We start from the raw sequence: 15,527 nt of genomic DNA on the forward strand, positions 1-15,527 counted from the left end.
ATATTTTTTGTCACTCATTGCTGATCCCCTCACTCTTTCTGTTAAACACTTTATCTACCAAAATCCATCATGACACAATTTCTACTATGGAATAAAGCGGTAAAATAATTTATAATTTACAAGGTATTTTTATTATCGTATGAAAACGGTCAAGTCTTGGCATAAAAGAAGAATTTTATTTAGAAAGAAAGTTGAAACAAAAAAGGGAATCAGTTTTAATCAAGCTTTTTAATATAGCGGGTATAAACCCATCCGCTTTGATCCTCACCAGCTTCATTACGAAAGAGAACCTTGCTCCAATTCTTTTTCTTTTCTTCAACAAAGACAATTGATGACTTGTCTAAGACGTACGCTACATTTGATTTTGTTTTGGGACGTGTTCTAACTACTAATGTATCTTTTATAACCATTCTGTAATTGGTTTTAAGTTCTTTATTCATTGGGATGTCTTTTAAAACGTTTTTAGCTTCGATTACTGTTTCTGGTTTTTTGTCAATGAATTCATCTACTATATACTTGTTTGTCAGTGCTTCACCAACAGGATATAATACCGTAGCAACAAACACCGAAAGCAGTGCTTTGACTGCTGTGTTTTTATTATTGTTAATAATTGATATGAGGATAACCCAATAATCATTAAATCTTTCAAAGTATTCTCTTCTTGTAATTGAATTATCATTTGTTAAAGATATTACTGTTTCTTCAACATAATCAGAAATTTCTTCGATCTCATTTATGGTTTCAGAAGAGATTTCATCATTTGTAACATATATGCTTGAATTTAGAATAGCTTGGTCATTGAATACTGTTCTAAGTTGCTGCATGTATGTTGCTATCTGAAATCTATTGGAACCTAAGTCATGCATTAAACTATTTCTTAAGTGTTGAATATATTTCCCATTGTACTTGGGGCTGAACATCACTCTCATCTGATTCATTGCAGCTTCAATCTTTGCAGTCTCAACCCTTGTTGCTTTTAAGACATCCAAAGTGTAGATTTTAGGTAGGAGATTAATTCTGTTTAAAGCAACATTTTGTTTTTTTAGAGTTTCAATTAGCTCTAATTGTGTTTTGAAAGCTGCATTTATGGCATCTTGCAAAGGACGAGTGTTGATATTAATTTGAGATTGTAAAGATGATGTAGTCAATAAAGATTGCCCCTTTGTTTTTTATTTATAATTTTACCACAAAGTGGGTTTTAATAGATAAACAGACGTATCCAATAAGGATACGCCTGTTTAATGTACATGCCTATATGCTTCCCATTATATACTTGACGTTTAATTTATTCCCTGTTTGATTGCTGTCTGAGCCTGTTATAAATCCAATTTCGTTTATACTTCCATATGTAGAGTTTCCCCAACCAGGGATATTCCCATTTCATTTACCTGATACGTATAACCTTCTGTCTCATCAATTAAAATAACATGGAATCATTAGAAGAGACTGGCCACACTTTCACATGTGTTGGAGTGAAAGGCAGCAATATTTGTTTACTAATTGTTCCATCGCCTACATACGTTCCTTTTGCCATCTGAGGAACATCAGAGGATAACGCATATTCTGAGTGTAGTTTACCACCAAGAAACTCAGCGTTGCCATCTATGGAACCTGTAATGATTCCTTGGTCATTACGTACAGGTATTGAATTAGGCGTGGATACTGGTGAAGCCCGTATAACCATTTAATGAATCAGCCGAGCCCGCAGAAGACACAATCCACTCTTCACCATTAAAAAGTTCTTGTTTATTAGTCTTTGGATCGATCCAAATTGTTCCCGCTTCTGGCGCAATAGGCTTTGTCTCTGTAGATATTGTATAAAGTCCGTTAACTTTTCCATCGAGACTTCCTTTCACTTCAACAGAATGAGAGGGGAGGTAGGAGTTTTCTGGACTGGGACATGCAAAATCAAGCTTTACCTACGACACCTATGTACACATCATGTCTAAGACCAAGAAGAAACTTATAGATAACCTGCAGCGATCAATAAAACTGTGACCTCCTGTGATGGGGGTTATTTTTTTGTTTCTTTTCTTAATATAAGATACCGTGTTGCCACTTTAAAAACTCAGACACAAATGTTTCCGTTTTGTTGCCAATTATAGATTAGAGCAAATAAAAAACCACTCTTGAAATTCTCAAGAATGGCTTTAGATCAAGATTTATTAGTATGGAGCCAAGGGGGCTCGAACCCCTGACCTCTACGCTGCCAGCGTAGCGCTCTCCCAGCTGAGCTATGGCCCCGTGCGGTAACGTCATGTTTTATTATAGACGAGTTCCCTTCGAATTTCAAGCCGAAAATTCAGTTTGCTTACATTTTTCCGAGACGTTTTTCAAACATAGAAAAGACCCTCCGAGGGGCCTCTTCGTTTACCGCACGAGCATGATTAAAATGATGCCGAGGATGACACGGTAAATGGCGAACGGGACAAGCTTAATCCGATTAATAAGCCGAAGAAAAAATTTGACGACTAAGAGAGCGACGACAAAGGCGCAGATAAAACCGACAAGAAAAAACGGAATCATGTCAGGAGAAAGACTGCTCCAGTATTTCACCAGCTTCAGAAGGCTTGCACCCGCCATAATCGGAATGGCCATGATAAATGTAAAGTCTGCGGCTGCCCGGTGATTTAAGCCTAGAATGACACCTCCGGCAATCGTTGAGCCTGATCGGGAAAAGCCGGGCCATAAGGCGAGACATTGGAATAAACCGACACAGAAAGCCTGTTTGTAGGTGATTCTGTCTACCGTATTGATCGTATCTTTTCTTTTATTGATCCAGTCCGCAATCAGCATAAGCACGGCTCCGGCAATTAGTCCGTAAGCGACCGTTCTGACGGAGAATAGATAACGGTCAATGAAATCCTCAAATAAAAAGCCGAGCACTGCGGCCGGAACAAGACCGACAGCGATTTGCGCAATGGTCAGCCTGTATCCTTTCTGCTGGTCGCGCGTCACGTTTTTTTTGAGGCCGAGTAAATTTAATATCCGATCCTTAAACACAATGGCCACCGCCAGGATCGAACCGAGCTGAATCACCACTTTGAAGGAATTGGCGGCTTCCGGATTCATCAGGCTTCCGGATTTCAGCCAGATGTCATCCGCTATGATCATATGTCCCGTGGAAGAAACCGGCGCGTATTCCGTCAGCCCTTCCACGATTCCCAAAACGGCTGCTGTGAACATCTCCCATAGTGTCATCCTATTCTTCCCTTCATTTATCATTTACAAAAGAGAAGCTCTCCTCTGAAGGAAAGCCTGTCTTATAATAAATATCATGTCGGTTCCGATTTTATGACTTCGATACTTCATCATTTTTTTCTTCTTCATATAAATGCGAGCGCATTTTGAACCAATCAAACAGATGGGTCGTGACCACTTTGATGACCGCGTAGCCCGGGATGGCTAAAATAATGCCGACAACCCCGAACAGCTTTCCGGCGGTTAAAAGAACAAAAATGATAGTAATCGGGTGAATGTGAAGATTTTTCCCCATGATCTGCGGAGAAATTAATTTTCCTTCCACGAGCTGGACAACGGTCCATACAATCGCAAGCTTCAGCAGCATAAGGGGCGAAGTGACCAAAGCGATAATAATCGCCGGCGTAATGGCAATGGTCGGCCCTAAATACGGAACAACGCTCGTACAAGCGGCAATGACCGCAAGCAGTGACGCATAATCAAGTCCGATAATCAGATAGCCGATAAATAATAAAAACCCGATGCAGAAGCTGACGATGACCTGTCCTCTGATATAGGAGCTTAATCTGTGGTTCATTTCGCTCAGCATCGTATACGTTTGTTCTTTCAGACGGGTGGGCACAAATTTCAAGATATAGATTGGCAGTTTTTTGCCGTCTTTCAGCAAATAGAAGAGAATAAACGGCACGGTCACAATTGAAATAATCACTTCCGTCAGCGCACCGATAAAATTCCCGACTCCGGTAAATGTGCTGTTTGCAATTGTCGCCGCCTGCGCCGATACTTTATTGGCAAGATCGGAAATGTTGATATTCATCGTCTTTTGCGCCTGATTTACAAAATCGCTTCCGATCAGGCTTTTCGTCTGATCTTCAACGATGTCCACATATTTCGGCAGATTGTCGATCAAACTCATGATCTGTTCCTTTAAAAACGGAATAATAGAAACGATCGTAATTGTAATCAGCCCTATAATAACGAGGTAAAGGAGCAGGATGGAATAGACTCTTTTCACTCTTATTTTTTCCAATATATCTACAATCGGATTAAGCAGATAATAAACAATTCCTGTCAAAATAACGGGGAGCGCAATCGTTTTGAGCAGGACGATAATGGGTGTGAAAATAAAAGATGTCTTCATAAAGACAAGGATATTGAGACCGATGAGCAGCAATACAAGCAAAAACAAGACAAATTTATTGTCTAAGAAAAACTGTTTAAATCTGCCGCCCCATGTTTGCAATGTTTCCACTATTGTTCCTCCATCATATGTATTTTACTTAAATTGTACACTATCGTTCCTGTAATGAAAAATAATAACCGGTCTCTATGGGAATTTTTCCTATACTTTTGGCGGACAGTCTTTTTTCCATTTATGTTTCTTTGAAAAAAAGCTATAATGTAAGCCAATACATAGAAGGAGCGATAGCAATGATTCGATTTGCAACAGTCGGAACGAATTGGATTACAGAACGATTTCTGGAAGCGGCTTCTGCTATTGATGATTTTCAATTAACGGCGGTTTATTCCAGAACTGAGGAACGCGCGGCGGAATTTGCCGGCAAGCACGGCGCAGCTCATTATTTCACCAGCCTGAGAGAAATGGCGGAAAGCGAAGCCTATGACGCGGTGTATCTCGCCAGCCCGAATGCATTTCACAAAGAGCAGGCGATCCTTTTTATGGAACACGGCAAGCATGTGCTGTGCGAAAAACCGTTTGCGTCTAACGCAAGGGAAACGGAAGACATGATTCACGCAGCCAAATCAAACGGCGTTCTCTTGATGGAAGCCATGAAAACGACGTTTTTGCCGAACTTCAGCATGCTTCAACACCACTTACATAAAATCGGGCCGATCAGGAGATTCACAGCAAGCTACTGCCAATATTCATCACGATATGATGCATATAAAAACGGAACGGTGCTTAATGCGTTTAAGCCTGAATTATCGAACGGTTCGTTAATGGACATCGGCGTATACTGCATTTATCCGGCCGTCGTCCTGTTCGGCAAACCGAAAAACGTCATTGCGACCGGTCACAAACTAGCATCCGGCGTTGACGGCGAAGGCACGGTTATTTTGTCATACGACGGGTTTGAAGCGGTGCTGATGCATTCAAAAATTTCAAATTCGTTTGCCCCGGCGGAAATCCAGGGTGAAAACGGTACAATCGTGCTGGACAGCATTCACGGGCCGGAGCGGGCGGAAATCCGCTATCGTGACGGACGGATGGAGGACATTTCCGTTCCTGATCTGAAACCGGCGATGTATTATGAAACGGCTGAATTCATCAGCCTTCTTCGGAACGGACAGCAGGAGTCTTCCGAAAATACCTTTGAACGTTCTTTCATTACGGCAAGCATTATGGAAGAAGCGAGAAAACAAATCGGAATTGTCTTTCCCGCCGATCAAAACTAAAAACATCCGCCCGGGTTTCGGGCGGATGTTTTTTATTTGGACGCTAACAAGTCAGCGAACGCTTTTGCATACTGCGGAAGGTCGGGCGGGCGGCGGCTTGATACAATGTGGCCGTCAGTTACGACAGCTTCATCCAGCCACTGTGCCCCGGCATTTGTCATGTCGTCTTTGATGCCGGGCGTGCTCGTTACTTTTTTTCCTGCGAGAATTCCGGCAGATATGAGCACCCAGCCAGCGTGGCAGATCTGGCCGATCGGCTTTTTCTGCTCGTTCATCGTACGGATGATGTCCAAAACTTCCGGATATCTTCTCAGTTTGTCAGGAGCCCAGCCGCCAGGCACGAGCACGGCATCATACTCCTGAATAATCAGGCTCTTAAAATCGTAATCCGCCGTCGCGGGCACGCCGTATTTTCCTTTGTATGAACGGCCGGCTTCTTCTCCTATTAAATGGACGATCGCGCCTTCCTCCCTCATCCGGTAGACGGGATACCAAAGCTCTAAGTCTTCAAAGTCGTCACTGACAAGCGCTATGACTTTCTTGCCTTCTAATCTCATCACTGCCACTCCCTTCTTTTTTTCAAGTGTATCGCTTTTTTCAGCTGAGGAAAAGAAACAGCTCGTTACAGCTGTTCTTCGCCTTCAGACTGAATCGTAAATTTCCGTGTGACCTGCTGCAGTTCTTCTGCCATGTGCGCAAGCGTTTCAGCAGAGGAACTGATTTCTTCCATGGAAGCCAGCTGCTCTTCGGCTGACGCGGCGATGTCTTGAATGCCGGCGGACCCTTCTTTGGCGACTGAGGTAATGTGCTCCACCGCGTTTGTCACGTTTTGCGACCCGGCCGCAAGCTGCTCAAGCGTTCCGTTCATATGCTGCAAAGCGCCTGAAATCTGAGTCGTCATTTCCGAGATTTTTTTGAAGCTTTCGGCCGTTTGGTCCGTAATATCAAGGCCTTCTTTCACGTCTTGATTCACTGCTTGGAATACAGAAAGCGATGTGGCGATTTCTTTGACGATTTCCTGAATCAGCGTTTCGATTTCCTTGGCGGAGTCGGCTGATTGGACAGCAAGCTTTCTCACTTCTTCCGCAACGACGGAGAAACCGCGTCCGTATTCGCCGGCTCTGGCTGCTTCGATAGCCGCGTTTAGAGCAAGCAGGTTTGTTTGATCGGCAATGCCGTTAATGACGTTCAGAATGCTCTTAATGTCGTGCGACTTCGTTTCCAGTCCTTTTACGACGGCTTCCGCCTGCTGTACGGAACGATCAATTGTTTTCATCTGGCCGACCGTTTTCGCCACTAATTTTTCTCCGCTTCCGGCCGTATCAGAGGTTTGAATGGCCGATTCGGTGATTTCCGCCGATACATTCGCCGTCTCGGCAATGCCCGTATTCATTTGGGACAGGTGATCAGCACTTTCTTCCAATTTCTCGCTTTGTGATTCGTTTCCGTTTGAGAATTGTTCAATCGCAAGTGTGATATGCTCGGTCGCCTTGCTTGTCTGACCGGCAGATGCCGTCAGCTCTTCGGATGAAGAAGCGACATGTTCGACGGATGATTGAATGACGCCGATGACAGACCGGAGTGATGCCGACATCTCATTGAAGCTTTGGCTGAGCTGACCGAATTCATTTTTCGACCTGATGTTAATCACTTCGGTTAAATCGCCGTCACTGATTTTAGCTGATGTCGAGACAAGTTTTTTGAGCGGTTTTGAAATCGAGCGAATGATAAAGAAGATTAAAATCCCGCCGACGATAAGAGAAACCGCAAGAATGATCAGCGCCATTTTCATGACAGGCGCGGCTGCGTCATGTATCTCACTGACAAAGAATGTGCCGGCGATTTTCCAGCCCGTCAGTTTATTTGTCGTGAAGGCCATTTTCTTTTGCTGTCCTTCAAACGTGTATTCAAACGATCCGCTTGATTTAGAAAATACTTCTTTCGTCCACTCTCCGGAGCCTTCCGTTCCCGCTTTGATGGTCGGATGGGCGATGTATTTTTTATCTCCCGTTGTAATGAAAGCAAATCCTTTATGACCGATCTGTACGCGTTCGGAAGCGTTCAAAAGGTCGCCCAGTTTCATATCCAGCGCTACAACGCCTGAGCCGTCTTTTGTCTGCTGGGCAATCGTAACGACCGTTTGTCCGGTTGCAGCGTCCTTATAAGGCTCGGTAAACACCGGCTGTCCGCTTTTTTCAACCGCTTTTGTATACCACTCGCGTGTGAGCGGATTGAAATCGGACGGCACGTCAGCGGACGGATATGTCACAAACGCTTTGTCGGCGGACGCGGCATAAATTGATGTGACATCGTCATTTACGGTGACATACTGCTTCATATTTTCAAGCAGGTCGGATTTATTTTTTTTGTTCATTTTGTCCTTTGTGATTAATTCACTGTAATAGTCAAGTCCTTTCAGCTTGCCTTCGAGCATGTTTTCCAGCACGCTGTTCAGTTCGCTGACATTTCCTTGCGCGCTGTGGGTCAGTTCGTTTTCTAATGTACTTCCTGCCGTTTGGTAGCTGAAATAGGCAAGTATGCCGACTGGAAGCACCAATACGGCTAAAAATGCCGCGATAAGCGGCTTGCTGATGGATGGCTGTTTGATCCAATGTATCAGTTGTTTCATTTTTTCAGTCTCCTTCTTTGAAAAGCTAAATCTATTATCGACAGCTAGGACAAAAGATTTATTAAAAAAACTAAAAAAAACACCCAAACAGCACATTTGGGTGTTCTATGGACTATTATTCTATTTTAAATTGTTTCGTCATATCACGTAATTCTTCCGCCATCTGGGATAACGTTTCTGAAGACGAACTGATTTCTTCCATGGAAGCCAGCTGTTCTTCGGCGGATGCCGCGATATCCTGAATGCTGGCTGAACTTTCTTTTGCGATGGACGCGATTTGCTCGGAAGCACCTGAAATCTGCTGCGAACCGGCTGTCAGCTGTTCTACCGTGGCATTCATGTTTTGAATTTCTCCGGCGATCTGGTTCGTCATTTCCGAAATCCGCCTGAAGCTCGTTTCGGTCTGATTCGTAATATCCAGCCCGCTCTCCACCTCTTTGTTGACGGATTGGAACATGCCGAGAGATGTATTGATTTCGTTGACGATTTCTATAATTAAGCTTTCGATTTCTTTCGCTGAATCGGCAGACTGCACCGCAAGTTTTCTCACTTCTTCTGCGACGACGGAGAAGCCCCGGCCGTATTCACCGGCACGCGCGGCTTCAATTGCCGCGTTCAGCGCAAGCAGATTTGTCTGATCGGCGATTCCGTTAATGACACGGAGAATGTTTGTAATGTCTTTTGATTTTGTTTCAAGCCCGCGCACCACTTGTTCAGCTTCTTTCACTGACCGGTCAATGACGTTCATTTGACCGACTGTCTGATGAACGAGCTTTCCGCCTGAATTGGCGACTTCCGCTGATGTGACAGAGGATTCGGTAATGACAGCAGATGCTTTCGCCATATCTTTGAGCCCGCTGTTCATTTGGTAAATATGTTCCGCGGCGCTTTCAATTTTTTCACTCTGGCTTTCATTTCCGTTAGAAAATTGTTCGATTGCCAGTGTGATATGTTCGGTTGCCCTGCTTGTCTGCTCCGCTGAAGCCGTCAGCTCCTCTGAGGAAGACGCGACGTTATTCACGGAATCCTGAATGGCATGGATGAGAGACCTGAGTGAAGCTGCCATATTGTTAAAGCTTTTGCCAAGCTCTCCTAATTCGTCTTTTGACTGAATCTCGATCGTTTCGGTTAAATCGCCTTCACTGATCTGTTTCGATGATGTCACAAGCTGCTTGAGCGGTTTTGTGATTGAACGGATAATCAGCACCATGACGATGGTTCCGATGACAATTGCTAACACCAGAACGAGCAGGGACAGATGAAGGATCGGCAGCGCCGCTTCATGAATTTCGTCCAGATACATCGTTCCGCTGATTTTCCAGCCTGTCAGCTCGTTCGTATCATAAGCCATTTTCTTTTCCTGGCCGTCGTATTTGTACTGAAAATCACCTTTTTTGCTGCCGTACAGCTGTTCAGCCCAATCTCCGTCTAATGCTGTGCCTGACGTGCGGTTCGGGTGGGCGACCACTTTTTTGTCTTTCGTCAGGATGAAAGCATAGCCGGATTTTCCGAGTTTTACTTTCTTTGTCGTTTTCAGAAGTTCTTCGATTTTCATATTGATGGCGACGACCCCTGAGCCGTCTTTCGTCTGCTGGACGATCGTCACGACCATCGTATTGGTGGAAGCCGTGCGGTAAGGATCTGTTACAACAACTTTCCCCTTGTTTTCCACGGCTTTTTTATACCAGTCCCTTTCAAGCGGATTATATCCTTTAGGCATCTGCAGATCGGGATACCGTGTGAAATGGCCTTCCGTGTCACTCGTATAGATGGATTCCACATCTTTATTGATTTTCATATACTCTGTGAATTTATCGGTAATTTGCGATTGGTTTTTCGGCTTGTACCGATCCTTGGTGAGCCAATCGCTGAAATATGCCGTTCCGTCTTCCTTCTGGCTGATGCTGGTATTGATCATATCATTAATCTGCTGCACATTATCTAATGCGCTTCCCATCATCTGCTTGTCAAGCGTGCTTACCGCCGATTGATATGCGATAAAAGCCAGCGTTGAAATCGGCAGAATAAGAATGGCCAAAAAAGAAATGAGCAGTTTTCTTGTAAGCGATCTCTGCTTGATGATTTGCATGATTTTTTTCATCTGCTATATCTCCTCTTACGTGTTTACCCTTCATATCGGCGATTATGGGTAAATATACATATCCAAAAAGAAGAAATATAACAAAACATACTTTTTTCCTATTACAAAAGTAGTCTTTTAGACTTAATTAAAAACTTATTTTAAAGCGTTTTGTCAGCTCGCGTAATTCTTCCGCCATTTTTTCGAGCGTGACGGCGGATGAACTGATCTCTTCCATAGAGGCGAGCTGCTCTTCAGCAGAAGCCGCAATGTCCTGAATGCCGGCCGCGCTTTGTCTGGAGACGGCCGCGATATCCTCTGAAGCGTTCGATACTTCCTGAGATCCGGCGGAGAGCTGTTCTACGGTTGCATTCATATTTTGCAGTTCACCGGCAATCTGATTTGTTTTGACGGAAATGTCCCGGAAGCTTTTTTCCGTTTCGTCCGTCAGCTGAAGTCCGCTTTTCACCTCGTGATTGACGGATTCCAGCATTCCGAGCGATGTATGAATTTCTTTAACGATTTCATGGATTAAGGTTTCGATTTCTTTTGCCGAATCGGCTGATTGAACGGCAAGCTTTCTCACTTCTTCGGCAACGACTGAAAAACCGCGTCCGTATTCTCCCGCTCTTGCCGCTTCAATGGCTGCATTTAAAGCGAGAAGATTCGTTTGATCGGCTATGCCGTTAATGACGCGCAAAATGCTGGTGATGTCCTGCGATTTGTGCTCAAGCCCTTTTACGACTTGTTCCGCTTTACTTACGGATTGATCAATGGTGTCCATCTGGCCTGCTGTTTTCTTAACAAGCCGCTCTCCGGCACCGGATACCTCCGCCGATTCAATAGAAGTCTCCGTTACAACGGCTGCCGCTTCCGCCAGATCGCTGAGCCCGTCTTTCATGTCATTCACCTGGGCTGTCGCTTTTTCAATGCTCTCACTTTGGTCTTCCGTTCCATTAGAAAACTGTTCAATCGCAAGGGTGATATGTTCCGTTGCTTTGCTCGTCTGCTCGGCGGAAGCCGTCAGCTCCTCTGAGGAGGAAGCGACATGTTCAACAGAGTCCTGAATTCCCTGAATAAGCGTCCGGAGTGAATCTGTCATATGATTAAAACTTTTACTGAGCACGCCAAGCTCATCTTGAGAGCTGACATCAATGGTTTCCGTCAGATCTCCGCTTCTGATTTTTTCCGCTGACGCTGCGAGACGTTTTAACGGTTTTGTAATAGAGCGGATGACAAAATAAATGAAAACCATTCCTGCGGCAACCGCTATGGCCAAAATGATAATGGCTGTAATCAAAACCGGTCTTGCCGCGTCCTTGATTTCATCAACGGACATGGTTCCGCTGATTTTCCAGCCTGTCGCCTCATTGGTGACATACGCCATTTTTTTCGCTTTTCCGTTCATCGTATATTCAAAATCGCCTTTTTCCCCGCTGTATAATGTATCAACCCATTTTCCCGATACCGCCGCGCCGGATTTTTCATTGCTGTAGGCAACGGCTTTTTTATTTTTGCTGAGGATAAAGGCGTATCCTTCTTTTCCGATATTGACTTCTTTTGTCATGGTAATGAGATCGTCGATTTTAATATCAATGGCGACGACCCCTGAGCCGTCCTGAGCCGCACGGGCCATGGTGACGACCATCTTTTTGTTTGAAATGGACTGGTAAGGGTCCGTGATGATCGTTTGGCCTTTATTCTCCATGGCTTCTTGGTACCAGTTTCTCTCAAGCGGATTGAAATCGGCCGGCATATCGGCATGAGGATAACGTGTAAACGTGCCATCCTTGCTGCTTGAAAATACGGCGGCAGCTTTATCATTGCTTTCTATGAACTGCTTGAATCTGTCTTTCATTTCCGTTTGGTTTTTTTCTTTAAATTTTGCGCTTGTCGCCCATTCGCTGAAATATGCTGAGCTTTTTGTAAACGTCCCGATCCGGTCATCAATCATATTGTTTAAGATTTGCACATTCCCTTCGGCGCTTTCCATCATTTGATTTTCAACGGATGAGGCAGCCGAACGATAGGCACTGGCAGCCAGCACTGCTACCGGAATGATTAAGATCAGTAAAAATGAAATGATGAGTTTTCTGGCTATTGATTTTTTTGCGATGTTTTTTGCTGTTTTTTTCAATTTTGTAAACCTCTTTCAATCATTTACTGTTTATATCGGCAATCTCCCTTTTTATTACATTGAAAATTTAGTCATAAATGAAAAATAGTTCTATATGCTCTTTTTACAAGCAAGACTTTTTATTTAATTTTCCCGATGAAGCCATAAAAAAAGACGCCTTCCATCCGGAAAGCGTCCTTTTTTACTAGTTGATTTTAAATTGTTTCGTTAATTCCCGCAGTTCTTCGGCCATTTGCGCCAAAGTGTCGGCGGATGTGCTGATTTCTTCCATAGATGCAAGCTGTTCTTCTGCGGATGCGGCAATATCCTGAATGCTTGCTGCGCTTTCCCGTGAAACGTCCGCAATATCGGTTACCGCGGCTGAGACGTGCTGAGAGCTGTCTGACAGCTGTTCAACCGTGCCGTTCATGGATTGCAGCTTCTCGGCGATGTCATTTGTCATGCCGAAGATATTCTGGAAGCTTTCTTTTGTTCGGTCCGTCACCGCAAGTCCTGATTGCACTTCTTCATTAACGGATGTAAACATGTGAAGCGACGTATTAATTTCAGACGTGATTTCCTGAATGAGTTTTTCAATCTCTTTTGCAGAACCGGCGGATTGGACGGCAAGCTTTCTCACTTCTTCCGCTACTACTGAGAAGCCCCGCCCGTATTCACCGGCTCTTGCCGCTTCAATGGCTGCATTTAATGCAAGCAGGTTTGTCTGATCGGCAATGCCGTTGATGACTCTTAAAATATGAGCGATGTCTTTTGATTTGGCCTCAAGACCTTTTACAACAGCTTCCGCCTGCTGGACGGATTGATTGATGAGATTCATCTGCCCGACGGTTTGCTGCACATATTCTTCCCCGGTGCCGGCAGCTTCTTTCGATTGCTTAGATGCTTCCGTAATGGATGATGATGTGCGGGAAACGGCGGCGAGCCCGTCATTTATATGATTCAGCTTGGCTGAGCTTGAATCGACTTTTTCACTCTGCTCTTCGTTCCCGTTTGAAAACTGCTCAATCGCCATCGTAATATGCTCTGTCGCTTTGCTTGTCTGCGAAGCTGAAGCAGTCAGCTCTTCTGATGACGCAGCCACGTTGTCGACCGAGCTTTGGATCGCGCTGATCAGTCCGCGCAGAGATTCTCCCATTTCATTAAAGCTTGCGCCCAGTTCGCCCAGTTCATCTTTCGAGCGGATCTCAATGGTTTCAGTCAAGTCTCCGCCGCTGATTTGTTTAGACGAGCGGACAAGACGTTTCAGCGGTGATGTAATGGATCTGACAATAAACAGAATTAAAATTCCCCCGATGATAATGGATGCTGCAAGGACGATCATTCCCATCGTCAGCACCGGTTGTGAGGCGTCTTTAATTTCGTTGAGCTCCATGCTCCCCTCTATTTTCCACCCGGTCAGTTTATTTGTCGTAAATGCCATTTTTTTATTTTCATCATCAAGCTTGTATGAAATAATCCCGCTGTCTTTGCTGTATACCTCGTTCAGCCACGGGGTTGAGACTTTATCGCCCGGTTTGTGGTCTTTATGCGCGACATAGGTTTTATTTTTAGATGTGATAAACACGAAGCCTTTTTGCCCGATTTTGATTCCCTGCATCTGTTTCAGCAGCTGGTCAATCGTAATATCCATGGCCACTACGCCTGTTCCGTCCTGCATCTGCTTTGCCACAGTGACGACCATGCTGCCGTCGCTTGCCGCGGTGTAAGGATCGGTGACAACGAGCGTGCCGCCGGCCTTTACAGCGTCTTTATACCATGTGCGTGTTCTCGGATCGTAATCAGCCGAAATATTTTCCTTCGGCGCCTGTGTGTAGCTGCCGTCTTCCGTTCCTCCGTAAATACGGGCTACGTCCTTATGAATAGACGTGTATTGCCCGAACTTTTCTTCAAGAGCGGACATGTTTTTCTTTGAGAATGATGACCCTTTTAAGGTTTCACTGAAAAATTCAATCGCCTTTGCTTTTGCGCCGATATCATTTGTAATGGTTGTGTTAAAAGATTCGATGTTGTTTTTCGCGTTGCCTGAAATCTGATCATCCAGCGAATTGCTCGCCGTATGGTATGAACTGAATTCTAACACGAGAATCGGTATGATTAAGATCACGATAAATGAAATGATTAATTTACGTGAAATCGATGCCTTTGTGCACCAATTGATGAATTTTTTCATATTAAGCTGCTCCCTCATGTGTGATACCTTATATATCGGCTCAGACTTCACATTTTGTTAACATTTCCTCCTTTTTTATGACTTGATTTTCATTTCCCAAGCTTCCTGCATATCTTATAAAAAAAGATAGGGGGGGCGCGCAGATGATTATCATTTCCGGCCAAGTGCTTCGGCCCCAGGACATTGCGAACTGGCAGACGGAAGAAAGCCTTGTTCCGTATCTAAATGAACTGACCCATTCTCCCGTACAATTTGATTACGGATCGATTGCTGAACTGATGTTTGAAGCCCGGGTGCGGCGCCATATTGTGGAAGCCGCAAGGGAACTGCACGGATCAGGTGCAAAATTTGCAACTTTCGCCAAAACATACGGAAATACGGCTTATTGGAGACTGACGCCGGAAGGAGCCCTGGAGCTGAAGTACAGAATTCCCGCTTCAAAAGCGATTCGGGATATTGTTGAAAACGGGGCGTTTTATGCATTTGAATGCGCGACGGCCATTGTCGTGATTTATTATCTGGCCGTTTTAAAGACCATTGGTGAAGAACGGTTTGACCGCCTTTTCCGGGATATTACTTTGTATGACTGGCACTATGAGCATCTGCCGATCTACACAGAAACCGGCAGCCACTTTTTAAGGGGAGATTGTTTATATTTTAAAAACCCTGATTTTAATCCTGCAAAGGCCCAGTGGCGGGGAGAAAATGTCATTGTGATGGGGAATGACCAATATTTCGCCCACGGTCTCGGGATTCTGACCGCTGAACAGATTATCCAGAAATTGAATTCTTTAAGAAAAAGAGATGCCGTGCAGTCAGCTTATCTGCTTTCTCAGGCGACAAGGCTTGATGCGCCCGCGCTATATCGGATGATGCATTAAAACAATCCCAT

10 protein-coding genes, 1 tRNA gene and 1 pseudogene are annotated in these 15,527 nt (G+C 44.5%); 2 read left to right on the plus strand and 10 right to left on the minus strand.

The genetic code is table 11. The annotated features are described in order from the left end of the window. Window positions 1-215: 215 nt before the first annotated feature. The 5 genes and pseudogenes from AC1DN5_RS15155 to AC1DN5_RS15175 form a co-directional block, all read right to left on the minus strand. Complete coding sequence (locus AC1DN5_RS15155; protein ID WP_366969700.1) at window positions 216-1,148, minus strand: SH3 domain-containing protein; 933 nt, start codon at window positions 1,146-1,148, stop codon at window positions 216-218. Window positions 1,149-1,238: 90 nt separating this feature from the next. After that, window positions 1,239-1,889: pseudogene (locus tag AC1DN5_RS15160) on the minus strand (DUF7361 domain-containing protein); the annotation flags it as partial. A gap of 282 nt (window positions 1,890-2,171) precedes the next feature. Continuing rightward, window positions 2,172-2,244 (minus strand) — tRNA-Ala (locus tag AC1DN5_RS15165). 126 nt (window positions 2,245-2,370) lie between these two features. Further along, entirely contained in the window at window positions 2,371-3,201 is an 831-nt protein-coding gene (locus AC1DN5_RS15170) for an undecaprenyl-diphosphate phosphatase (RefSeq protein WP_047477030.1), read from the minus strand. Between the two features lie 91 nt (window positions 3,202-3,292). Continuing rightward, a complete protein-coding gene (locus AC1DN5_RS15175) occupies window positions 3,293-4,453 on the minus strand; it encodes an AI-2E family transporter (protein WP_016938165.1) in 1,161 nt (386 codons plus the stop codon). Window positions 4,454-4,632: 179 nt separating this feature from the next. Between AC1DN5_RS15175 and AC1DN5_RS15180 the strand changes: the two genes are divergently transcribed. Then, window positions 4,633-5,619, plus strand: a complete 987-nt coding sequence (locus AC1DN5_RS15180) for a Gfo/Idh/MocA family protein (protein WP_366969702.1) — start codon at window positions 4,633-4,635, stop codon at window positions 5,617-5,619. Window positions 5,620-5,651: 32 nt separating this feature from the next. On the opposite strand, the gene AC1DN5_RS15185 is transcribed toward AC1DN5_RS15180, so the two are convergent. The 5 genes from AC1DN5_RS15185 to tlpB (AC1DN5_RS15205) all read right to left on the minus strand — a co-directional run bounded on the left by AC1DN5_RS15185 (window position 5,652) and on the right by tlpB (AC1DN5_RS15205) (window position 14,653). Further along, window positions 5,652-6,176, minus strand: coding sequence for a type 1 glutamine amidotransferase domain-containing protein (locus AC1DN5_RS15185; protein WP_016938163.1), 525 nt, complete (start codon window positions 6,174-6,176; stop codon window positions 5,652-5,654). A gap of 65 nt (window positions 6,177-6,241) precedes the next feature. Beyond that, a complete protein-coding gene (gene tlpB, locus AC1DN5_RS15190) occupies window positions 6,242-8,344 on the minus strand; it encodes a methyl-accepting chemotaxis protein TlpB (RefSeq protein WP_476961510.1) in 2,103 nt (700 codons plus the stop codon). A gap of 19 nt (window positions 8,345-8,363) precedes the next feature. Next, the gene (gene tlpB / locus AC1DN5_RS15195; RefSeq protein WP_016938161.1) at window positions 8,364-10,349 is read right to left on the minus strand and encodes a methyl-accepting chemotaxis protein TlpB; all 1,986 of its coding nucleotides are present in this window, start codon (window positions 10,347-10,349) and stop codon (window positions 8,364-8,366) included. A gap of 127 nt (window positions 10,350-10,476) precedes the next feature. Next, complete coding sequence (tlpB, locus tag AC1DN5_RS15200) at window positions 10,477-12,465, minus strand: methyl-accepting chemotaxis protein TlpB (protein ID WP_366969704.1); 1,989 nt, start codon at window positions 12,463-12,465, stop codon at window positions 10,477-10,479. 184 nt (window positions 12,466-12,649) lie between these two features. Then, window positions 12,650-14,653, minus strand: coding sequence for a methyl-accepting chemotaxis protein TlpB (tlpB, locus tag AC1DN5_RS15205; protein ID WP_445819403.1), 2,004 nt, complete (start codon window positions 14,651-14,653; stop codon window positions 12,650-12,652). A gap of 125 nt (window positions 14,654-14,778) precedes the next feature. On the opposite strand from tlpB (AC1DN5_RS15205), the gene AC1DN5_RS15210 reads away from it, so the two are divergent. Then, a complete protein-coding gene (locus AC1DN5_RS15210; protein ID WP_047477019.1) occupies window positions 14,779-15,516 on the plus strand; it encodes a protein-glutamine gamma-glutamyltransferase in 738 nt (245 codons plus the stop codon). Window positions 15,517-15,527: the final 11 nt, after the last annotated feature.

The organism is Bacillus sp. 01N42_2, assembly GCF_056399565.1.